Annotated in this window: 23 protein-coding genes and 1 pseudogene; 11 read left to right on the top strand and 13 right to left on the bottom strand. The window is 69.5% G+C overall.

Features of this window, described 5'->3' with window-relative positions; translation table 11 throughout:
• The 8 genes from CCN44_RS00155 to CCN44_RS00120 form a co-directional block, all read right to left on the bottom strand.
• The coding region (locus CCN44_RS00155; RefSeq protein WP_208639681.1) for a TetR/AcrR family transcriptional regulator at nt 1–361 on the bottom strand (361 nt) is incomplete at its 3' end.
• A gap of 52 nt (nt 362–413) precedes the next feature.
• Nucleotides 414–1,799 carry an MFS transporter gene (locus tag CCN44_RS00150; protein WP_223283848.1) on the bottom strand — a complete coding sequence of 462 codons (1,386 nt, stop codon included), beginning with the start codon at nt 1,797–1,799 and terminating at the stop codon, nt 414–416.
• An 82-nt stretch (nt 1,800–1,881) separates the two neighbouring features.
• Nucleotides 1,882–4,002, bottom strand: coding sequence for an ArnT family glycosyltransferase (locus tag CCN44_RS00145; RefSeq protein WP_086696548.1), 2,121 nt, complete (start codon nt 4,000–4,002; stop codon nt 1,882–1,884).
• Nucleotides 3,999–5,420: a bifunctional glycosyltransferase family 2/GtrA family protein gene (locus CCN44_RS00140; protein WP_086696547.1), complete on the bottom strand. Its 1,422-nt coding sequence runs from the start codon at nt 5,418–5,420 to the stop codon at nt 3,999–4,001. The genes CCN44_RS00145 and CCN44_RS00140 overlap by 4 nt, the downstream gene beginning before the upstream one ends.
• A complete protein-coding gene (locus CCN44_RS00135; RefSeq protein WP_086696546.1) occupies nt 5,336–7,078 on the bottom strand; it encodes a sensor histidine kinase in 1,743 nt (580 codons plus the stop codon). The genes CCN44_RS00140 and CCN44_RS00135 overlap by 85 nt, the downstream gene beginning before the upstream one ends.
• Nucleotides 7,075–7,815, bottom strand: a complete 741-nt coding sequence (locus CCN44_RS00130; protein WP_059249939.1) for a response regulator transcription factor — start codon at nt 7,813–7,815, stop codon at nt 7,075–7,077. Before CCN44_RS00130 ends, CCN44_RS00135 begins: the two co-directional genes overlap by 4 nt.
• Before the next feature lie 94 nt (nt 7,816–7,909).
• Nucleotides 7,910–8,785, bottom strand: coding sequence for a DUF2797 domain-containing protein (locus CCN44_RS00125; protein WP_086696544.1), 876 nt, complete (start codon nt 8,783–8,785; stop codon nt 7,910–7,912).
• 123 nt (nt 8,786–8,908) lie between these two features.
• A complete protein-coding gene (locus CCN44_RS00120; RefSeq protein WP_059249940.1) occupies nt 8,909–9,277 on the bottom strand; it encodes an HGxxPAAW family protein in 369 nt (122 codons plus the stop codon).
• A gap of 88 nt (nt 9,278–9,365) precedes the next feature.
• Between CCN44_RS00120 and CCN44_RS00115 the strand changes: the two genes are divergently transcribed.
• On the top strand, nt 9,366–9,857 hold the full coding sequence (locus CCN44_RS00115; protein WP_086696543.1) for a MarR family winged helix-turn-helix transcriptional regulator: 492 nt from the start codon (nt 9,366–9,368) through the stop codon (nt 9,855–9,857).
• 133 nt (nt 9,858–9,990) lie between these two features.
• On the opposite strand, the gene CCN44_RS00110 is transcribed toward CCN44_RS00115, so the two are convergent.
• Both CCN44_RS00110 and CCN44_RS00105 read right to left on the bottom strand, forming a co-directional pair.
• Nucleotides 9,991–10,461: an NUDIX domain-containing protein gene (locus tag CCN44_RS00110; RefSeq protein ID WP_086696542.1), complete on the bottom strand. Its 471-nt coding sequence runs from the start codon at nt 10,459–10,461 to the stop codon at nt 9,991–9,993.
• A gap of 2 nt (nt 10,462–10,463) precedes the next feature.
• The gene (locus CCN44_RS00105) at nt 10,464–11,207 is read right to left on the bottom strand and encodes a helix-turn-helix domain-containing protein (RefSeq protein ID WP_086696541.1); all 744 of its coding nucleotides are present in this window, start codon (nt 11,205–11,207) and stop codon (nt 10,464–10,466) included.
• Between the two features lie 107 nt (nt 11,208–11,314).
• Here CCN44_RS00105 and CCN44_RS00100 point away from each other — a divergent pair.
• The 6 genes and pseudogenes from CCN44_RS00100 to CCN44_RS43900 all read left to right on the top strand — a co-directional run bounded on the left by CCN44_RS00100 (nt 11,315) and on the right by CCN44_RS43900 (nt 16,089).
• Nucleotides 11,315–11,556, top strand: a pseudogene (locus CCN44_RS00100) (hypothetical protein).
• A gap of 243 nt (nt 11,557–11,799) precedes the next feature.
• Nucleotides 11,800–12,243, top strand: coding sequence for a glycine-rich domain-containing protein (locus CCN44_RS00095; RefSeq protein WP_059249944.1), 444 nt, complete (start codon nt 11,800–11,802; stop codon nt 12,241–12,243).
• A 71-nt stretch (nt 12,244–12,314) separates the two neighbouring features.
• Nucleotides 12,315–13,151, top strand: a complete 837-nt coding sequence (locus CCN44_RS00090; RefSeq protein WP_059249945.1) for a protein kinase domain-containing protein — start codon at nt 12,315–12,317, stop codon at nt 13,149–13,151.
• Between the two features lie 555 nt (nt 13,152–13,706).
• On the top strand, nt 13,707–14,048 hold the full coding sequence (locus CCN44_RS00080) for a hypothetical protein (RefSeq protein ID WP_086696539.1): 342 nt from the start codon (nt 13,707–13,709) through the stop codon (nt 14,046–14,048).
• A 404-nt stretch (nt 14,049–14,452) separates the two neighbouring features.
• The gene (locus CCN44_RS00075; RefSeq protein ID WP_208639680.1) at nt 14,453–15,484 is read left to right on the top strand and encodes a ParA family protein; all 1,032 of its coding nucleotides are present in this window, start codon (nt 14,453–14,455) and stop codon (nt 15,482–15,484) included.
• A gap of 161 nt (nt 15,485–15,645) precedes the next feature.
• Nucleotides 15,646–16,089: a hypothetical protein gene (locus CCN44_RS43900; protein WP_143649547.1), complete on the top strand. Its 444-nt coding sequence runs from the start codon at nt 15,646–15,648 to the stop codon at nt 16,087–16,089.
• 228 nt (nt 16,090–16,317) lie between these two features.
• Here CCN44_RS43900 and CCN44_RS00070 read toward each other — a convergent pair whose 3' ends face one another.
• Genes CCN44_RS00070 through CCN44_RS00060 form a run of 3 tightly spaced genes read right to left on the bottom strand, consistent with a single transcriptional unit; the run spans nt 16,318 to nt 17,577 of the window.
• On the bottom strand, nt 16,318–16,701 hold the full coding sequence (locus CCN44_RS00070) for a hypothetical protein (RefSeq protein WP_086696537.1): 384 nt from the start codon (nt 16,699–16,701) through the stop codon (nt 16,318–16,320).
• Entirely contained in the window at nt 16,695–17,123 is a 429-nt protein-coding gene (locus CCN44_RS00065) for an ATP-binding protein (RefSeq protein ID WP_086696536.1), read from the bottom strand. Before CCN44_RS00065 ends, CCN44_RS00070 begins: the two co-directional genes overlap by 7 nt.
• 46 nt (nt 17,124–17,169) lie before the next feature.
• The gene (locus CCN44_RS00060; protein WP_030642758.1) at nt 17,170–17,577 is read right to left on the bottom strand and encodes an NUDIX hydrolase; all 408 of its coding nucleotides are present in this window, start codon (nt 17,575–17,577) and stop codon (nt 17,170–17,172) included.
• Between the two features lie 109 nt (nt 17,578–17,686).
• Here CCN44_RS00060 and CCN44_RS00055 point away from each other — a divergent pair, with 109 nt between their 5' ends.
• The 4 genes from CCN44_RS00055 to CCN44_RS00040 form a co-directional block, all read left to right on the top strand.
• The gene (locus CCN44_RS00055) at nt 17,687–18,475 is read left to right on the top strand and encodes a GntR family transcriptional regulator (protein WP_086696535.1); all 789 of its coding nucleotides are present in this window, start codon (nt 17,687–17,689) and stop codon (nt 18,473–18,475) included.
• Between the two features lie 167 nt (nt 18,476–18,642).
• Entirely contained in the window at nt 18,643–18,999 is a 357-nt protein-coding gene (locus CCN44_RS00050) for an SCO3933 family regulatory protein (protein WP_030790247.1), read from the top strand.
• Complete coding sequence (locus CCN44_RS00045) at nt 18,999–20,375, top strand: FtsK/SpoIIIE domain-containing protein (RefSeq protein ID WP_086696534.1); 1,377 nt, start codon at nt 18,999–19,001, stop codon at nt 20,373–20,375. The genes CCN44_RS00050 and CCN44_RS00045 overlap by 1 nt, the downstream gene beginning before the upstream one ends.
• A 34-nt stretch (nt 20,376–20,409) precedes the next feature.
• On the top strand, nt 20,410–20,660 hold a 251-nt coding region (locus CCN44_RS00040; RefSeq protein ID WP_143649546.1), incomplete at its 3' end, for a DUF2637 domain-containing protein.

The raw sequence follows: 20,660 nt of genomic DNA, 5'->3' as shown, positions 1-20,660 counted from the left end.
GGACTGGCGCGAGCAGCTGCCGGTAGGCGGTGGCCAGCGCCCGCAGCTGCTCGCGCCAGTCCTCGTCCACGTGGTCCGGGTCGGGCAGCCGCAGCTCGGCGTAGGTCGCGTCCAGGGCGAGTTCGAGCAGGTCGTCCTTGGTGTCGACGTACCAGTACAGGGACATCGCGGTGACGTTCAGCTCGGCGGCCAGCCGGCGCATGGAGAACTTGGCGAGACCCTCGGCGTCCAGCAGCCGCACCGACGCCTCGGTGATCCGCTCCCGGTCGAGCCCGGAGGGCTGCCCGCCGCGTCCGCCGCGGCGGGTCCCGTCCTCCCGCCACACGCTGTCCCGCGCCGACCGACCTGCCTTTTTCGTCACCGGCGGCCCTTCCTCGTTTCCGCTCACTGTCCCAACCTAGGGGCGCGCGCCACTAGGCGGACACCCGCTCGGCCCGCCGCAGCAGCCCCGCCGCCACGAACCCACCGAGCAGCACGGCGACCGCGCCCACCAGCTGACCGGCGCCCAGCCCGTCGGCGAACGACTCCCCCGAGGCCACGGACGAGCTGAGCACCGCGCCCAGGACGGCCACCCCGAGCCCGTTGCCGAACTCGGCGAGCGTGCCGTTGATCCCGGCGCCCACTCCCGCCTTCTCCGGCGGGATCGCGCTCATGATGGCGTGCGCCATCGCCGGGTTCGCCACCGCGCAGCCCGCGCCGATCAGCAGCAGTCCGAGCAACGTACCCAGGTAGCCCCCGTTGTCCACCTCCGCGATGGACACCAGACCCCCGGCCATGCACACCATCCCCAGCGCGATCGACGCCGGCGTGCCCAGCCGCGTCGACCACCTGGCCGACAGCCCGCTGAAGTTGAGCACCACCACGGTCAGCGCCAGCGGTGCGGTCCGCAGACCGGCCTCCAGCGGCTCGTACCCGAGCACGAACTGGAGGTGCTGGGTCAGCAGGAACAGCGCGCCGCCCATACCGAAGACGATGAGCACGGCCCCGGCGACCGCACCCGTGAACCGCCGGTCCCGGAAGAAGTGGATGTCGAGCATCGGGTCCTCCAGCCTGCTCTCCCACCAGGCGAAGGCGCCCAGCACCAGCACCGCGACGGCCGCCGTGCCGAGCACCCGCGCCGACGTCCAGCCGTGTCCCGGCCCGGAGATGATCGCGTAGACGAGCGAGGCCATGCCGATGGTGGACAGCACCGCGCCCACCAGGTCCGGACGGTCGCCGCGGGGGTTCTTGGTCTCGGGGACGAGGATCACCACCGCGACCAGGCCCAGCACCGCGACCGGGAGGTTGATCAGGAAGATCGCGCCCCACCAGAAGTGGTCCAGCACGAACCCGCCGATCAGCGGGCCGCCGGCGAAGCCCAGCGCGTTGACCGCGCTCCAGATGCCGATCGCCTTCGGCTGCTCCTCGGGGGCGAAGATCTGCATCGCCACGGCCAGCGTGGTGGTCATCAGCAGCGCGCCGCCGATGCCCATGCCGGCCCGCGCGGCGATCAGCTGGGCGGTGCTGCCGGCGAGTCCGGCCACCAGCGAACCTATGCCGAACAGGGCGAGCCCGGTGGCCAGCATCTTCTTGCGGCCGTAGCGGTCGGCCGCGTTGCCCGCGCTGAGCAGCAGGCCGGACTGCACCAGGGAGTACGCGTTGATCATCCACTGGATGTCGGAGGTCTTCGCGTGCAGTTCGCGGGTGAGCGAGGGGATGGCCACGTTCAGGACGGTGTTGTCGAGCACGACGGTGAGCTGCGCGAGACAGATGACGCCGAGAATCAGCCAGCGCTGCGGGTGGCCTTGAGGTGTGGACATGCCGTACACCGTATAGCGGCTGCTATACGGTGTACAACACGTTTCTCGGCCAGCTGCCGACCGGGCATGGGCCGGGCGTCGGTCAGGCCTTCCGCGTCAGGTCGTAGAACGTCGCCGACCCCACCGTCACCTTCTTGAAGGTGCTCTGCACCCACGAGGTGATCCCGGAGGCGGTACCGCTGTCGCCGCCGCCCATGCCGCCTCCGGCGATGAAGTAGTGGATCTTTCCCTCCTCGACGTACCGCTGGAACCGGGCGAGCGTCGGGGACGGGTCGGTGCCGTTGAAGCCGCCGACCGCCATGACCGGATCGCCCGTGGCGAGCTGGTAGCCCGCCGCGTTCTGGGAGCCGACGGCCGCGGCGACCCAGGTGTACTTCCTGGCGTCCTTCTCCAGCAGCTTCCTGGCCTCGGACGACACGCTCGCGCCGTTCAGCAGGCCGCCGACGCCACCGCCGGGGAGGCCGTCACCGGCGCCGGCGCCGTTCTGCTGCCCCTGCTGACCGTTCTGGCCGTTCTGGCCGCCCGGCGCGCCGCCGCCGAAGCCACCGCCGCCGGGGACGCCAGGGCCCTGCCCGCCCTGCTGGTTCTGCCGGCCCGGCCCGCCGGGCACGCCGCCGCCGAAGCCGTCCCGCATGCCGCCACCGGCGCCGGGACCGCCGCCCCGGCCGCCCATCGCGCTCGCGCCCGCCGGACCGGCCGTGACGATCGAACCGGTGTGACCCTCCTGGAGCGTGCTCAGGGTGTACGCCGTCGGTCCGGCCAGCGCGGCCACGAGACCGGCCGCCGCCGCGCCGAGGGCGAGCCGCCGGGAGAGCCGGCCGGCGAAGACCAGGCCGAGCGCCGCGGCCGGCCCGCCGATCAGGACCAGCCACTTCAGCCAGGGCAGATAGTCGGGGGTGCGGTCGAGCAGGACGTACCCCCAGGCCGCCGCCGCGACCACGGACGCGGCGAGCACGATCGACGCCCACTGCTCCCGGCGCCGCTCCCACAGCAGTCCGGCGCCCATGCCGGTCACGGCCGCCAGGTAGGGGGCGAGGGCCACGGTGTAGTACTGGTGGAAGATGCCCGCCATGTAGCTGAAGACCGCCATCGTCGTCAGCAGTGAGCCGCCCCAGACCAGGAACGAGGCGCGGGTGACCGACGTCCGTCGCAGTCCGCGCGTGGCCACCAGGCCGGCGGCGAGCAGGATCAGTGCCGCCGGCAGCAGCCAGGAGATCTGGCCGCCGACCTCGGAGCCGAACATCCGGTCCCAGCCCGTCTCGCCCCACCTGCCGGTGCCGCCCGCGCCGCCACCGCCGCCCACGCTGCCGGTCTCCTCGCCGTTGAGGCGGCCGAGACCGTTGTAGCCGAAGGTCAGTTCCAGGAAGCTGTTGTTCTGCGAGCCGCCGATGTACGGGCGGGACGCGGCCGGCCACAGCTCCACGATCGCGACCCACCAGCCGCCGGAGACGACCAGCGCGAGCGTCGCCACGGCCAGCTGCCCGAACCGCTTCCGCAGCGGCACCGGCGCGCACACCGCGTACACGATCGCGAGCGGCGGCAGGATCAGGAACGCCTGGAGCGTCTTGGCGAGGAACGCGAACCCGATCGCGACCCCGGCCCACACGAGCCACTTCGTACGGCCGTCCTCCACGGCCCGGACGACCAGGTAGCAGGCCACGGACATCAGCAGGGCCAGCATCGCGTCGGGGTTGTTGAACCGGAACATCAGCGCCGCGACCGGGGTGAGGGCGAGCACCGCGCCCGCGATCAGACCGGCCCCGGGGCTGAACCGGCGGCGCACGGCGGCGTACACGACCGCGACCGCCGCCACCCCCATCAGCACCTCGGGCACGAGGATCGCCCACGAGTCGAGCCCGAAGACCCGCACCGACAGCTCCATGGGCCACAGCGCGGCCGGGGGCTTGTCCACGGTGATGGCATTGCCGACGTCCAGCGAGCCGAAGAAGAAGGCCTTCCAGGAGGTGCTGCCCGCCTGGACGGCCGCAGAGTAGAACGAGTTGGCGTAGCCGGAGGCGCTGAGGTGGGACAGGTAGAGCAGGAGGGTGGCGGCCAGCAGGCCGAGCAGGGCCGGGCGGGCCCAGCGCGGGTCCTCGGGCCGGCCGCGCCACAGCCGGCGAAGGAACGGCTGCCTCGGCTCATGGGGCGCGGGGGCCCCCGGGGGCGCGGCCGACGGGATCGGCGGGGCGTCGTGCGTGGTCATCGGGCGTCCCCCGGGTCGGTGTCGCGAAGGCACGCCGGCCGCACCCGCACGGTGGCGTCGATGGTGTCCCGCCACGGGCCGTCCGCGGCCTCACCGGCGCGGAACCGAGTGGTCCGGTACGGCTGCTCGTACGACCGCCCGTACGGCTGCTCGTGCGGGTCCTCGTACGGTCGCTGATCGCCCCGGTCCGGGAAGACCCAGGCGCGGAAGAGCAGGAAGCGCAGCACGGTCGCCGCGAGGTTGGCGGCGATGAGCACCGCCAGCTCGGTCGAGTGCGCCGGGCGGTCGGTGGCCGCGCCGAGGGCGGCGAGCGAGCCGCTGGTCAGGGCGAGGCCGATGCCGAAGACGACCAGGCCCTGCGCCTGGTGCCGTACCGCGCCGCCCCGGCCGCGCACGCCGAAGGTGAGCCGGCGGTTGGCGGCCGTGTTGGCTGCCGCCGACACCAGCAGCGCGAGCGCGTTGGCGAACTGCGAGCCGGTGAACTGCCGGAAGGCGCTGTACAGCAGCAGGTAGAAGAGGGTGGACAGGACGCCGACCACGCAGAAGCCGAGCAGCTGGCGGGCCAGGCCCCTGGGCACGTCGGGCAGTTCGCGGTCGCGCGGGTCGTCACCGAAGGGCCGGGTCAGCCGGTCCAGCGGCAGCGAACCGGTGGCCAGGGCCTTGCCGACCCGCCACACGCCCTTGAGGTCGTCGGTGGCCGTCTGCACGATGTGCACGGTGGAGTCCGGGTCGTCGATCCAGTCGACCGGCACCTCGTGGATCCGCAGGCCCGCCCGCTCGGCCAGCACCAGCATCTCGGTGTCGAAGAACCAGCCGGTGTCCTCCACCAGCGGCAGCAGCACCTGCGCCACCTCGCGCCGGATCGCCTTGAAGCCGCACTGCGCGTCGGAGAAGCGGGCCTGGAGCGAACCGCGCAGGATCAGGTTGTAGGTCCGGCTGACGAACTCCCGCTTGGGGCCGCGTACGACCCGGGAGGCGCGGGCGAGCCGGGAGCCGATCGCCAGGTCGGAGTGACCGGAGATGAGCGGCGCCACCAGCGGCAGCAGGGCGTTGAGGTCGGTGGACAGGTCGACGTCCATGTAGGCGAGGACCGGGGCGTCCGACACCGACCACACGGTCCGCAGCGCCCGCCCCCGCCCCTTCTGCTCCAGGCGGAAGGCGGCGACCTCGGGGATCTCCGCCGCCAGCCGTGCCGCCACCAGCGGGGTGGTGTCCGTGGACGCGTTGTCCGCGATCGTGATGCGGAACGCGTACGGGAAGGTGTGCGTGAGGTGCGCGTGCAGTCTGCGGACGCACGGCGGGAGGTCCTTCTCCTCGTTGTGGACGGGGATCACTACGTCGAGGACAGGCGTACCGGCGTCTCCGGCCGGGAGGTGCTCCCGCGCCGGCAGGGTGCCGGGAGAAGAGTCGGTTCGCATGGCACCGACTTTTCTGAAGTGCCCTGTCGCGCCCATGTGGTGGCACTGTGCTGTGCCTGTGAGTGCGGCGGCCGGACCAGGCCGGGCTCCGGCCGCGCAGCGGCCGGGCCGAGCGCGGGCAGACGCACGGTGAACAAGGTCCGCCCCGGCACGCTGTCCACGGTCACGGCACCGCCGTGCGCGGCGGCCACGGCCTGCACGATGGCGAGCCCCAGCCCCGTGGACCCGGTGGCCCGGGACCGCGCGGAGTCGCCGCGCGCGAACCGTTCGAAGACGTGCGGCAGCAACTCCGCCGGGATCCCCGGCCCGTTGTCCTCCACGTCGACGCACATCCACGGTCCGCGCCGCTGCACGCGCGCGGTGACCGTCGTACCGGGCGGCGTGTGGTTGCGGGCGTTGCCCAGCAGGTTGACCAGCACCTGCTGCAACCGGGCCGCGTCCGCCGACACCGGCGCCGGCTCGTCGGGCAGGTCGAGCCGCCAGGTGTGGTCCATGCCGGCCGCGCGGGCGTCGCTGACGGTGTCCACGACGAGCGGGACGAGATCGGTCTGCTCGAACTGCAACGGGCGCCCGGCGTCCAGCCGGGCGAGCAGCAGCAGATCCTCGACCAGCAGGGTCATCCGGCCCGCCTCGGACTCGATCCGGCCGAGCGCGTGCCGGGTGTCGGGCCCCACCTGCTCCCGCCCGCGCCGGGTGAGTTCCGCGTAGCCCCGGATGGAGGCGAGCGGTGTCCGCAGCTCGTGGCTGGCGTCGGCGACGAACCGCCGGACCCGGGTCTCGCTCTGCTGCCGGGCGTGCAGGGCGCCGTGCACGTGGTCCAGCATCCGGTTGAGCGCGGCACCGACCCGGCCGACCTCGGTGTGCGGGTCGCACTCCGCCTCCGGCACCCGCTCGCTCAGCCGCACCTCACCGGTGTGCAGCGGCAGCTCGGAGACCCGGGTCGCGGTGGCGGCGACCTTGCGGAGCGGCCGGGTGGCGACGCCGACCAGCACGTACCCGGCGATGCCGGCGGCGACGAGACCGGCAGCGGTGACGCTGACCTCGACCAGGATCAGGGTGTTGATGTTGTCGTCGGTGTCCTTGGTGGGCAGGCCGACGTAGAAGGCTTCGCCGCCGTCCCGGCTCGCCTTGTACGTGACGAGGTAGTTCCCGAGCCCGGGGATCTCCACGGTGTGCGCGGCGCCGTCCTTCGCCACCGTGCCGAGCGCCTTCTTCTGCGCGGCGTTCAGGCCGTCGGCCCGGGACCGCTTGAAGAAGCCGTTGTCGTCGTTCTGCTGGCGGGCGACGGCCGCGCCGGCGATCGAGGAGTCCGCCACGTAGGCGGCGATCGTGCCGAACGGGGTGGGCCCCTTCGTCAGCAGGTCCTCCACCTTGCCGCTCGGGGTGGAGGCGGTGTCCGGCACCTGGGGCGCCGGGCCGGCCCCGCCGTCCGGTTCCCGGAGGTGCCCGACCGCGCGCATCGCGATCTCGGTGACCTTGCCTTCCAGCTGGTCGTAGAGGTGACTGCGCAGGGCGAGGGTGGTCACCGTGCCGATCACGGCGCACACCACGGCGATCAGCGTCACGGACGCGACGACGAGCCGGGTCCGCAGGGTGCGCGGCTGCGCCGCCCGTCGCCTCCGCCGCCGCGGCGGACCCGGCCGCCGTCGCCCGCTCATGACGCGGCGGGCTTGATCAGATAGCCGGCTCCACGCCGGGTGTGGATCATCGGCTCCCGCCCGGCGTCTATCTTCCGCCGCAGATAGGAGATGTACAGCTCGACCACATTGGCCTGCCCGCCGAAGTCGTACGACCAGACGCGGTCCAGGATCTGCGCCTTGCTGAGCACCCGCCGGGGGTTGCGCATCAGGAAGCGCAGCAGCTCGAACTCGGTGGCGGTGAGGTGGATGGACTCGCCGCCCCGCGCGACCTCGTGACTGTCCTCGTCCAGGGTGAGATCGCCGACGACGAGCACGGATTCGGAGCGCCGGTCGGCGGCCCCCGACCGCCGGATCAGCCCGCGCAGCCGCGCCACGACCTCCTCCAGGCTGAACGGCTTGGTGACGTAGTCGTCGCCGCCGGCGGTGAGCCCGGCGATACGGTCCTCCACCGCGTCCTTGGCGGTGAGGAACAGCACCGGCACGTCCGGCAGCTCGCGGCGCAGCCGCCCGAGGACGGACAGCCCGTCCATGTCCGGCAGCATCATGTCGAGCACGACGGCGTCGGGCCGGAACTCACGGGCCGTCCGGACGGCCCCCTGCCCGTCCCCCGCACTCCTGATCTGCCAGCCCTCGTAACGCAGGGCCATGCTCAGCAGTTCGGTGATCGACAGCTCGTCGTCCACCACAAGCACGCGGACGGGGCTCCCGTCCGGCCTCAGCAGTTCGGTGCGCCCCTGGGGCGAGGTCGTGGTCATGGTGGACACCCTGTCGGGGCCCTCTGAGAACACGCTTTCACGAATCTGTGATTTCCCTGAGAAACACACAGGCGCCTCGCAGGGAACACCCGGATCAGAACAACCCGTCCGGTTCCCTCCTGAACTCCCGTACAGGCAAAGCGCATCCGGCCGCCGCGGGCTCCGAGGGCAGCAGCTCCCAGCCGGTCATCAGCCGGGTGTCCAGGACGACGACCCCGCGTCCGCCGACCGCCAGATGAAGGTCGGGCCCGGCCGCCGCGACCAGCTCCCCGCCGACGCTCCCGCCCGGAACGAGTTCCACCACCTCACCGAACGCCTCCAAAGCCGCCTCGATCCCGAAAGCCCTTGCGTGGTCGACCACGTCGCAGGGCGCCGGCCGCAGCGACTCCGGCCACCCGGGGAGCGCGACGGCCCGCGCGTGCAGCTCGCGCACCTCGGCGGCGCGCTCCGCCTCCGTCGCCGGCAGCGCCGACCGCACCGCCCGCTTCTCGGCGTACGGAATCCGGTCCGGCACCCGCAGCGCGGCCCGCAGCAGCTCCTCGGTGCGCCGCGCGGCCATCAGCGGGCCGGTGCCGAGCCAGCTGAAACAGACGGCGCCCTGCTCCAGCAGCCGCGCCGGCCCCCGCTCCGCGGCGGTGATGCCGACCTTCACCAAGCCCGGCCCGAACCACGCCAGATACACGCGGTAGGGCCGTGGATCGTCGGCGAGCGTGTCGGCGGCCACCGAGTGCGCCCGGTCCAGCCGCGCGCACTCCTCGCACCGGGCCCCCGTACTCCTGCCCGGCACGACCGCCCGCACCGCACAGGCATGCCCCCGCGCCCCCACGCACCGGCGCACGCCGCCCTCCGGTACGGCGAAGGCGACCCGCTTCCCCCGGGGCAGCGCACTGCGCCGCCCGCCGTCCCATTCCAGCACCGGACCGCCGCCCGCCGGCCAGCGCAGCCCGGAGCACTTCCACACCTGTGCCATCACTCGTGAGGGTAGAGGGTGGGTCGGACATCGGCTCGGGGGCCGAGGTGAGGGCCAAGGTGGGAGGAAGCCCTCAGGGCCAGGACGGGAGAAAGAAGCAACGCGCGTTCGAGGAAAGCTCGTTCACTCGACAGGGGACAGGGGGATCGGTTCGGCGGGAATCACTCCGGTCCCGGCGACCGGCTCCACGGCCCGCCGCCGCCCCCGCCCCGCGAGCCGGCAGCTGACGCATCCGGTATGCCCCTCCCGGGCCTGCGCGTCCCGCACCCGCATCCCCCACTGTCCGCGCGGCCGTACGCCCGGTGGCTTGCCCCAGCCGGACAGATGCAGGACCCAGGTGACCACGACGCTCGCCACCACGACGGCCAGCCCGCCGGCGATCAGCGTCGGGGAGACCGCGCACACCCCCCATCCCGCCACAGCACTGCCCACGGTCGCGATGCCGAAGCCGGTCCAGCCGGCGATCGTGTGACCCTCGTCGTACAGACTCATGGAGCCGCCTCCAGGGGACGAACCCAGTTCTCTCACGGGCTAAGAGATTTACCATCCGAATATCTCACGAACTAAGGGATTGCGAAAGATGCACGGCACGCCGCGCCCGCCCGCCACACCGGCCCAGGCGCTGGCGGCGATGGACCACCTCATCGCCGCCCACCTCATCGGACAGCAGGAGCTGGCCCGGCGACTGGGACTGAACGTCACCGACCTGACCTGTTTCGCCTTCGTCCTGGAGGCCGGCGACGAGCTGCTGACGGCGGGCGACCTCGCGGCCCGCGCCCACGTCACCACGGGGGCGGTGACCGGCATCCTCAACCGCCTGGAGCGCGCCGGCTACGTCACCCGCCGCCCCGACCCCGCGGACCGCCGCCGGGTCCGCGTGGCCGCCGTACAGGACGCCGTCGCCCGCGTGGAGGCGGTGTACGCGGGCCACTACAAGCGCCTGAACGCCCTCTTCTCCGACTACTCCCCGGAGGAACTGGCGATCATCACCGACTGGTTCACCCGCGCCACGGCCCTGGCCCACGAATACCTGGAGAAGCTGAACCGGAACGACCCGGACGAGGAGTGCTGACCCAGGAACGCCGAAGGCCCCGGCCTCTACTCGAAGCAGCGTCGGAGTTGGCACCGGCCGTAGGGCGACAGCTCGGCACCGGAAATGTCCCGCAACGCGGATGAAACTCCTGAAGCGGGTGCCGGAGGTCCAATCAGCCGAGGTAGGGCCGCTCGCGGTGTTCCAGGAAGTGACGGATCCGGAGCCGCTGCGTGTGGTGCATCGGCAGTTGGTCGATCTCCTCCGGCTGGACGAACCGCAGCTCCGTGGACTCGTCCGAGATCGCGAGCCGGCCCCCGACCACGCGGGCGGTGAAGCAGACGTTGAACTGCCTGCGCACCTCACCGTCCGAGTAGGCGATGATGTGGCGAGGATCAGTGTATGTACCTACAAGACCGGTGATTTCTACATCCAGACCGGTTTCTTCCTTCACCTCGCGGACGGCCGTTCCTGGGAGCGAGTCGGTCATCTCCATGCCGCCGCCCGGTAGCGCCCATAGATCGTTATCCCTGCGGCGCTGAAGGAGTACACGCCCTTCGTCGTCGGTGACCACGGCGGACGCCGCAACCACCAGGCTGTTCGGCTCCGGTGCCGCTGGGTCGTCGTAGTACTCGGTCCGCGCCACGGTCACCCTCCTCGTACCGGCGTCGCGGTTTCCCACACCGCGTCGAAGCCGCAGGCGTAGGTGTCGAACATCCCGCCCTTTCCGCTGCGCCGGAGATGCCACACGGGAGCGCCGTAGGCGTTCACACCCCAGACATGGGCATTGACCAGTGCCTGGTCATCCGCACGATAGATCGAGTTGTAGAGCGTGGTGGCATGGGTCCGAACCTCGATGCCAGGTACCCCGGCAAGGGGGCGATAGTGCATCAGGGCAAGTCGGCAACGGGACTCGATACCGTGGCCGAACCTCTCCTCTTTCCCGCGCTGTCGGACATTCGTGCTGTCGGGGTCGCCGATCGCGATACGGACCGCACACCCGTCGTCCGCTCGCTCACGCAGTAGGTCATTGAGCCGCGGGTACGCCTCGTGCAGGAACACGGCGGCGTACACCAGCACGTCGATGTGCTCGCGGGCCTGGGTCAGCAGGTCCACGAAGGTGGACACGGGGATGTCCGCCCGCTGGTCGTAGAGAGCCACAAGTTCCGGACTGACAGCGCGGGCAGGGCGTGCCTGCCGGAGCGCGGGCCATAGAGCGTGCACGTCTTCTCCCAGGATCTCCGCCGCCAGCATGGCCGTGCCACGGCGCGGCGTGCGCCCCAGATTGACCCATCGTTCAACGGACTTGGGATCGACTTCGACCTTGTCCGCAAGGGCGGCGTACGTCCAGCCGCCGCTCGCCATGGCAGCACGTAACCTCTCGTTCGGCATCCCAATCTCTCCCGACGCCCGGGGACGGCACCAGGGACGTTCTACCCGACGCGGGACGTCCCGAAGTGGGGTTTGTCGGAGGTTCCGACGTCCTGATGAGCAGCAGCATGCTCGTCCGCATGGCGAGCAACCAGCGGACCGGACCGGACATCGGCGAACTGGCGAAGGACACCGCCAGTGGACGTATGGCGTCGTCATGGGTGAGGTCGGCGCCAGGGTGCAGATCCGGCCCATCGGTGGCGGCCTCGAATGGGACGCCCTGCCGGACAACGTGGTGGCACCGACCACGCGGGAGGAACTGAGCGCCCGCCTGGCCATCAGGAACGGCAACAGCCGGGACGGCCTGTGATGCGCGTCATCGGCCAGTACGTGGGGGTTCTCTCCATCATCGTGATCAGCGGGTCGTGTGGCCTGAGGATCGGCGTGGCCCTCGGTATCAGCCAGTAGACCGGCCGCCCCGAACGGGATGCCAGTCCCCGGCCTCCTTCTCCGTTCGGGGTGGCCTCCCAAGCCCCGGCAATCGGTGGCCCATGCCGCGGCAACCGATGCGGGCGTAAGTGCCAGAGCACCGCGACACTCAAGGAGTAATCGCATGACGGCAACGGCCAACGACCAGAGGACCGGTCGCGCAGTAGCTGGTGAGGAGCTGTTCCAGAGCCTCACGCACTTCGTGGTCGTCCACAACGGGCAGTCGCCCGAGCGGGCACAGCGGATCGCGGACCAGGCGGTGGCTTTCGTGGTCACCGCGGCGACCGCCACCGTACCCATGGTCCCGTCGGACGACGTGGACCTCGGCCTCCACGCGCTCATCCTGCACACGAAGGAGTACGGCGAACTGTGCGATCGGTTCGCCGGCCGCTTCCTCCACCACAACCCGAAGCCGGGTGGTGGAGCGCGTGACCCGAAGCACGTCGCCGCGTCCGCGCACGCGATGAAGGCGGCCGGGTTCATGGTCTTCGACGACCTCTGGACCGTGAACGGCACAAACCTCGCGCAGTGCGACTCGGACTGCGGCCGGCCGTACGGTCAGGAGTAGCGACACGACACCCACCGACGCGGCCGGCCACGATGCGAGGCCGGCCACGTTGCCCGGAAGGAGAACAAACGTTGTCCGGGACACCCCCTGAACTGCCGATCGTCGTGCTCGACGCACTCATGCCCACGGCTCAGCGCCTGGTTCTCAATCGTCGGGGCTCCATGGTCTGGGAGGTCGAGAGCCACCGGGGCCGCTACGCCGTGAAGGTCGGCTATCCGGTCGAGGCAACGGCCGAGTGGCCCGCGCAGCCCTGGACGGCGCTCGCTCCCGCGCGTGAGGGCGCCGTACTGCATCGCCTCGGCTTCCATGACTCCGCGTACGGCGAGTGGGAACGCGGTACCTGGAACGTCCAACCCTGGCGCGAGGGACCGGACCTCTATCAGTTGTGGGGGCCCTGCCGTCCACCAGACTCGCACATCGAACCACACACCAGCGCAGCACTGGGCTGCGTGGAAGCGCTGGCCGAACTCCACACCAAGGGCTGGGCTCACGGCGACGTCCAACCCGCGCACTTCATCATCGGCCCGGATCGCACCCACCTCATCGACCTGGCCTTGGCGCGTGGCGGACACGTCCCCGAGGGATACGACTTCCCGTTCCGCGGCTGCCTCGTCCACTACGAGGCGCCGGAGATCGCGCGCAGTGTGCTGGCGACTGGAGAGGCTGAAGCCACGAAGGAAGCCGACATCTACGCGCTCGGCGCATCGCTGCTCATCTCCGCAACGGGCTGGCGGGCGGTCGAGTACCCGGACGACGCCCCGCGCCCCGAGCAGCGGAGAGCCGTCGCGAGTGGCAAGCGCCGGCCCGTGAGCATGCACGGCGAGCTGGGAGAACTGATCGACGCGATGCTCAGTCCCGCCCCTGAAGACAGACCCACGATCTACGAGGTCGGTAAGGCTCTGAGGTGAACCGACGACTCAGCAAGTGAAGACCGGACCACCCCTCGGCCTGGACAGCATTCAAGGTGGTCCGGTCGCGGAATCCCTGGTCAGGATCCCGGTGCCGGTGGGACCGGGGTCGTCGGCGTGCTCTGATGCGGGCAAGCTTGTTTGCTTTCTCAGCCGCTGGAACTTCGTACGGCTCGACTCCCAGCGGTCCGCATTCGATCACGTCGGCGACGCTCTGACGGGTGACGGCAACGGGCCAGCCGATGTCGACGGCACGGCCGGCGTCCCGTAGCCGTCTGATCGTCCCCGCTCTCACCTTCTGAGGCGGTTGCCGTCAAACACTGCGGCCGAGGCAAAAGTCAGAGGCCCTGTGGATCACTCCACAGGGCCTCTGGTCTGCTGTGCACTCGGCAGGATTCGAACCTGCAACCTTCTGATCCGTAGCTCTACAGAGATCGGTCGGAGAGGGTCATACAGGTCGTGTACCGGCCCCAAGGGGGCGCCACCGGGTGGGGCCGGTTGCTGTGGTTGCTGTATCCGGCTGCTGTACAGCAGGATCCCGGTGGGGGTGACGGCATGCAGCGGGAACTACTCGAACGGCTGCTCGTCGGCAACGACGAGGCGTCCGTGGCCGCCCTGGCTGCGCTCCGCTGCGGAGGTTCCCACGTGATCTGGGAGGGGACCACGTCTGCTGGGGCGCTCGCCCGTGTCTATGAACGTCGACTGCGGCACACACGCCGCCAGGGCATCGAGACCACGAACCTGGCGCACGCCGTGGATCTGCTCGGCCGGCATCAGCACCCAGTCCGCCTGGGGCAGATCAGGGCTGTCGATGGCGCCTGGACGTTCATGCTGTTCCTCACCGAGGACGGCAGCAGGCTAATCGCGTGCACCGGCGTTCGCCGGACCCGGGTCTGAACCGCAGCCGACGAAAGTCAGCCACGACGGCGGGTGTGCAGATCACTTAGGCGCGCGTATGTCTCGCTGCACCCCCCACCGGGCTCAGCCACGCCGCTGATGCCGTCGACCAGAGCAAGCCGCGACAGCCGGTGAGCTGCGTTCGCCGTGGTTGCCTCTGTTCCCCCTTCGATCTGGTGCGCTTGCAGTGAGGCACCTAAGGCAAGGCCAGCCGCTGGGTCTGGGTCCGAGATCCTGTCATGACACATCGGAACCTTGCCGTTGGCCACCAAGCTGCGTGTCGTCATACTGTCCGCCAAAAAGCACCATGCCACCAGGGTGTCAGCGGTAGTGTCGTCACCCTGGATCGCGCGGGTGAGTACCGCTTACTGATTTGGGGGCTATTGGTGGCCAAGGTAATCGCGATGTTCAACAACAAGGGTGGCGTAAGTAAGACGACTACCTGCTTTAACCTCTCTTGGATGCTGGCCGAGAGGGGCAAGAAAGTGATCATGGTGGACGCTGATCCGCAATGCAATCTGACCGGCATGGTCTTGGATCTGACGCAATCGGATGCCTTGGAGAACTTCTATAAGGAAAACCCTGACAGGAACCTCCGTGATGCCCTCGATCCTGCATTTCAATCACGCCCCCGGCCGCTCGCCCCGGTAGAGTGTGTAGAGGTGCCTGGACGTGAAGGACTCTACCTGATTCCCGGCCATGTAGGACTGGCCGAGGATGAGGTGTCCCTTGGCGTTGCGCAGCAGCTATCTGAGTCCATTCAGGCCCTGAAGAACCTTCCTGGGAGCTTCTCGCATCTCTTTAAAATCACCGCCGAAAAATACGACGCGGATTATGTGATTGTCGACCTAAGTCCCGGCCTTGGCTCCATCAACCAGAACCTCGTCGCCACATCAGACTACTTTATCGTCCCGGCGAGCCCTGACGTTTTCTCGGTAATGGCAATGGACTCACTTGCCAGGGTAATCCCTAAGTGGTCGAGGTGGGCCGAGAGGGCTTCCGAACTGGAGGCACTTTCTAGGGCCGACTATGTTTTCCCAAAGCCAGACCTAAAATTCCTCGGCGTCATTGTGCAGAGGTATCGACTCAAGAACAATGCTCCGACGATCGCCTTTAAGGAGTATTTCGATGCCTTGGATGCAACGATCGACGAGACGCTAGTACCAGCACTAACTAGTGCAGGGCTCATGCTGCCAGATGAGGCATACTCTGCCGCAAGCTTGGAAGCGTCCTACCGCCTGGCTTCGATTCCTGATTTCAACGCCTTGATCGCCAATTCTCAACAGAATCGGAAGCCCGTCTTCACGCTAACCCAGCAGGATGTAGGGCGAGGCGGCAGCGTGTGGGATATCACCCAGGAGAACATCACTAAGTTCCGCAATACCTTTGATGAACTTGCGGCTAGAGTTGAGCACTTGACCTGCCGGGAAGGCTGATGTCAACCGTTAGACTGGGGCAATTTTCGAGAGAAATAGCTCGGGCTCGCGATTTGGTTGGAGTTGGACAGTCTTTGGCGTCTATGACACAGGGACGAATTGATGGCTCCGACCTTTACCGGTCCGCGCTAGTGCACGCGGTTGCCGCCCTGGATTCTTACGTGCACGGCATTGTGCTGGATCGCGCCGTCGATATTTTGATGACCAGGATCCCTAGCGGCAGTGGCGGCAAGGTTGGGCTCCACTTCGGAGCGATCAGTCAGATCGTCGCTGCCGCAGCATCTAGTCCCGCCGAAATGGAGCTCACGGCCCGAACTTATGTGGCTGAACGGCTTGGACTTGAGACCTACCAGCGCCCGGATGACATTAGTAGTGGTTTAGCAATGGTCGGCCTGAATAAGATCTGGTCATCGGCTTTCCCCAAAGGTGCCGGAACCGTTAAGACCGCGTTGGGCGTGGTAGTCAGTCGCCGCAATAGAATCGTGCACGAATGTGACCTAGATCCGTTGAACCCAGGAAAAGTTACACCGCTTGCAGACGTTGACGCACTGGAAGCAATCGAGACCGTGGAGAATGTTGTCATGGCTATCGACGCCTGCTGTTGACGGGTGGCAGGTCGGTGAAGCGGCAGGTGGCTGGCTAAGGTCGTGGAGCCGACCGCTCCAGCCACGATGTACCCCTTCTCTGACATCAGGCGGCTGACTGCTCAGAGCGCGGCGCGGGCGTCGGCCGGGCTGGAGCGGGGCGGAGACAGGAGCGCAGGCCCGGCCGGGGGCCGGGCCGCGCGCGGTGAGCGGAGCGAGCCGCCTTGAACCAGTAGAGAAAGTTGTAACTCACTCTTCAGGGCGGGCCGTGAAGTCGTGTGCGCATGCCGGGAGTTCGGTGCCCTGGCGGTGCGCGAGGGGCAGGAAGAGCACCGGCTGGATGGTCCAGGTGATGCGTGTGCCGGCGTGGGTCAGGGACACCGTGCAGGGCTCGGCCCGCAGTAGGGCTCGTCGGGTGTCGATCCGGCCGTCGTACATCCACTCCCACGCTGCGCTGGAGGCGTCCGAGTCCAGTGCCGGGGAGATCGTTTCGAGGGCGATCGCTACCCACCGGTCCGCCTGCGGAGCGGAGTAGGCGTCGAACGATGCCACCAGTGTCGGCGGGCCCTGCTCGGTCAGGTTCTCCGTCCAGCACTCGCACCAGAACCCCCATCGGGGCAGCTTCATCAGCATCGTCGGCCTCCCGGCCGTGCGTCGGTGTACAGCTCGGCGGTGACCGTGTGGCCCTGGTCGCTGTCGTGGACGACGACCCGGTGGGCGAGCGCGCTGACCATGCCCAGCCCCCGGCCGCGTTCAGCGTCGTGGTCCTGGTGCTCGACCTTGGGGGCCGTGGCCGCGCCGCCGTCGTCCGTGACCGATACCGCGACCACCTGAGCCGAGACAGCGACGGCCAGGTGGAAGGTGCCGGGCTCCCAGCCGCTGGCCGTGTGGCGGATCGCGTTCGTGCTCAGCTCGCTCACGATCAGCTCGGCGTCGTCGGCCAGAGGGGAGCCGCGCAGGATGTCGCGGGTCCAGCGGCGGGCCCGGCTCACTTCTTCCGGCAATCCTGGGCAACTCAGCCCCCAGACCCGGGCTGTACTCGTATACTCGTGCATACAAGTTCCTTCGTGCTGGTAGGCCGCCATGTGCAGCGGGTTCGGGCTAGACGAGTTTCACGCCGTCGTGGGCGCGAACGGCCGGCGGGGTCGTAGCGTCGAGTGCGTCAAGGACGCGTATCGCGTACGCCTCGTCGGCAAGCTCGGTGACCTCTTCGCGGGTGGCCCAGCGCAGTGCGCGGGTCTCGTCACCGGTGGTGGGCACACCGTCGGCGGCTTCGCAGCGGAAGACCAGCGAGACGATCAGGCCCTTCATGTTCTTGTAGACGCCGGTCAGGGTCGCCGGAAGGGCGATCTTGATGCCGGTCTCTTCGAGGACTTCACGCTGGAGGGCTTCCGGGATGGTCTCCTCGCGTTCGAGGACACCGCCCGGCGGCTCCCAGTGACCATTGTCGCGGCGCTGGATCAGGAGGGCCCGGCCCTGGTCGTCCACGACGACCCCGGCGACGCTCACGGAGTGCGGGCGTTCAGTGCTCACGTTCCTCGGCCCTCTCGGCTGGCTAGGCTCTCCACCGTAGCAACAGCACTCGCCCACTCGTCTAGATACCTAAAGGAGTACTCACGTGAGCCCTCTTTCTTCGGGCCTCCTCGGTGATCTCGACCCCACGAGCGATCGTGCGGTCTTCCGGCAGATCGCCGACCAGCTTCGCGAGGCCATCGACCGTGGGCGATTCCGCGAGGGCGAGAAGCTGCCCTCCGAAGCCGACCTTGTCGACCACTTCGGGGTGTCCCGGATGACGGTCCGCAACGCCTTCTCCATCCTCCAGGGCGAGGGCCTGGTCCACGCCGAGCACGGCCGGGGCGTCTTCGTGCGGCCACGACCGCCCGTCAGGCGCCTCGCCTCCGACCGCTTCGCCCGCCGTCACCGGGAACAAGGCAAGTCCGCGTTCATCGTGGAGGCCGACGCGGCCGGCGGCCACCCCCAGGTCGACAGCTTGGAGGTCAAGGAGGAGAAGGCCAGCCAGGACATCTCCACCAGGCTCGGCTCCGTGCGCCGTGTGCTGGCCCGGCGGCGCCGCTACCTGCTCGACGGTCGGCCGGTCGAGTTCGCCACCTCATATCTCCCGCTCGACATCGCCCGCGGAACCCCCATCGCCGAACCCAACCCCGGCCCCGGCGGCATCTACGCCCGCCTGGAAGAGCTGGGCCACCGCCTCGACCACTTCGACGAGGAGATCCGCGCCCGGATGCCCTCGCCCGCCGAGGTCAAGACGCTGCGGCTGGCCGCCGGCGTTCCGGTCATCCATCTCATCCGGACCGCCTTCGACACCGAGGGTCGGGCCGTGGAGGTCTGCGACACGGTGATGGCGGCGGACGCCTACGTCCTCTCGTACCAGCTCCCGGCGACCTGATCATCACGATTTGCGGTGGTGCGCGGGGACGTTCTCCCGAACTCGTACACCCCAACACGCTTACTCGTATAGACGAGTGGGCGTGTTGTGTGGCAGGGTGATTCCGTGATCCCGATCAAGGGATTCGCAGGACCCATCTTGTATAGACGAGTAGATAGGAGTGTGTCTTGCGCACCATCCGCGTGGAGACCTCCGGCGCCACGATCCTCCTCACCGAGGCCCCCGAACCGAAGGTCCGCGACCGGCAGACCGGCGAGATCGCCAAGGACGCCAACAGCGGCGAGGCGCTGATGACCATCGGCGTCGTCTACATCGAGGACGGCGAGTCCTCGCTCATCAAGGTCACCGTCCCGGAGGGCGGCATCTCCGAGGGGCTGACCCTGGGCGCACCGGTCTCACTGCCGGGCCTGGTCGCCCGGCCCTGGGAGTCCGTCTTCAACGGCCAGCAGCGCCACGGCATCGCCTACCGCGCCGCCGCCGTCACCCCCGCCGCCTTCCCGGCCGCCACCGGGGCCGCTGCCTGATGTCCGACCTGATGACGCTTCTGGAAGTGGGTGGTCCTGTCGCCGCACTCGGCGGCGGGGCCGCCTACGCCCGGGCCAAGCACCCGGCGGCGTACTGGTCCACGGTCGGCCTCCCGGTGTCCACGGTCCGGCTGCTCAGCACGTACGGCTCGGTGATGGAGGCGTGCGGCCTGACCGTGGCGCCGTCCCGGCTCCGGGTGCTCGCGGCCAAGGCCATGGCCCGGCGTGAGGTGCGGCCCGTACCGCCTCGCCGGGGCCTGCTCCGGCTCAACACGACCGGGTTGCGGATACGCCTCCGCCTGGCCCCTGGCCAGGAACCCGCCGACTTCGTCGCCTCGGCCGAACGGCTGCGGCACGCCTGGGGCGTCCACGCCGTCTACGTCACCCCGGTCAAGCCGGGTGTCATCGAGCTGCGCCTCGTCGGCTACGACGTCTTACGGCGGGTCCGCATGCCGCGCAAGGTCCCGGGCGGCTTCCTCAAAGTGCCGGTCGCCCTGCGCGAAGACACCACGCCGTTCGTACGTGACTACCGCACGATCCCCCACCAGCTCACCCTCGGCGCCACCCTGTCCGGCAAGTCCATGTACCTGCGCCACCTCATCGCCGGCCTCGCCCCTCAGCCGGTCGCCCTGGTCGGCATCGACTGCAAGCGGGGCGTCGAGCTGGCCCCCTTCGCGCCCCGGCTTTCCGCGCTGGCCACCGACCCGGAACAGGCGGCCGAACTGCTGCCCGTGCTGGTCAAGGAAATGGAGGACCGATACGACCTGATCAAGGCCCGGCAGGGCATCGCCCCCGGCACCCCGGACGAGGAGATCACCTCTGACATCTGGGGCCTGCCCGAGCACGAGCGCCCCGTACCCGTCGTGCTGTTCGTGGACGAGGTGGCCGAACTCTTCCTCGTCGCCACGAAGAAGGACGAGGAACGCCGGGACGAGATGGTCACCCAGCTCATCCGGCTCGCCCAGCTCGGCCGCGCCGCCGGCATGTACCTGGAGGTCTGCGGGCAGCGCTTCGGCGCCGAACTCGGCAAGGGCGCCACCATGCTCCGCGCTCAGCTCACCGGCCGCGTCTGCCACCGCGTCAACGAAGAAGCCTCCGCCAAAATGGCCCTCGGCGACATCGCCCCGGAAGCGGTCATGGCCGCCTGCTCCATCCCTCCCGAACGGCCCGGCCTGGCCGTGGCGGGCGACACCTCCGGCGGCTGGTCCCGCATCCGCACGCCGTACCTCTCCCTCACCGACGCGGCCGAGACCTGCCGCACGTCCGCCGGACTGGTGCCCGACCTGCCTGCGCTGGAGCCCTTCCGCCCCGACGTGCCAGAACATCCGGTCGAGCACGCGGCCCCGGTCGTCCTGCCCCACCCGGTCACCGACTGACCTACCCCCGCCCGACTCCGGAAGGAGCCGCATCATGCGCGCCCACCTGGCCCGCGTCGACGCGGTACTCGTCCAGGCGCTCATCGCCGCCGCGCTGTCCTTCGCCCACCTCCACGACCTCGCGGTGGCCGCCGGACAGAACGACTGGAAGGCATGGGCCTACCCCGTCTCCGTCGACCTGCTCCTGGTCGCCGCCTGGCGACGACTGCGGACCCGACACGGCAAAGCCGCGGCCTGGTGCTGGTTCATCACCGCACTCGCAGCATCCCTCGGCGCCAACGTCGC

The organism is Streptomyces tricolor, from assembly GCF_002155905.1.
Taxonomy (GTDB): Bacteria; Actinomycetota; Actinomycetes; order Streptomycetales; family Streptomycetaceae; genus Streptomyces; species Streptomyces tricolor.
The sequence above is the reverse complement of the archived record's forward strand: the minus strand, read 5'-3'. Positions and strand labels throughout refer to the sequence as shown.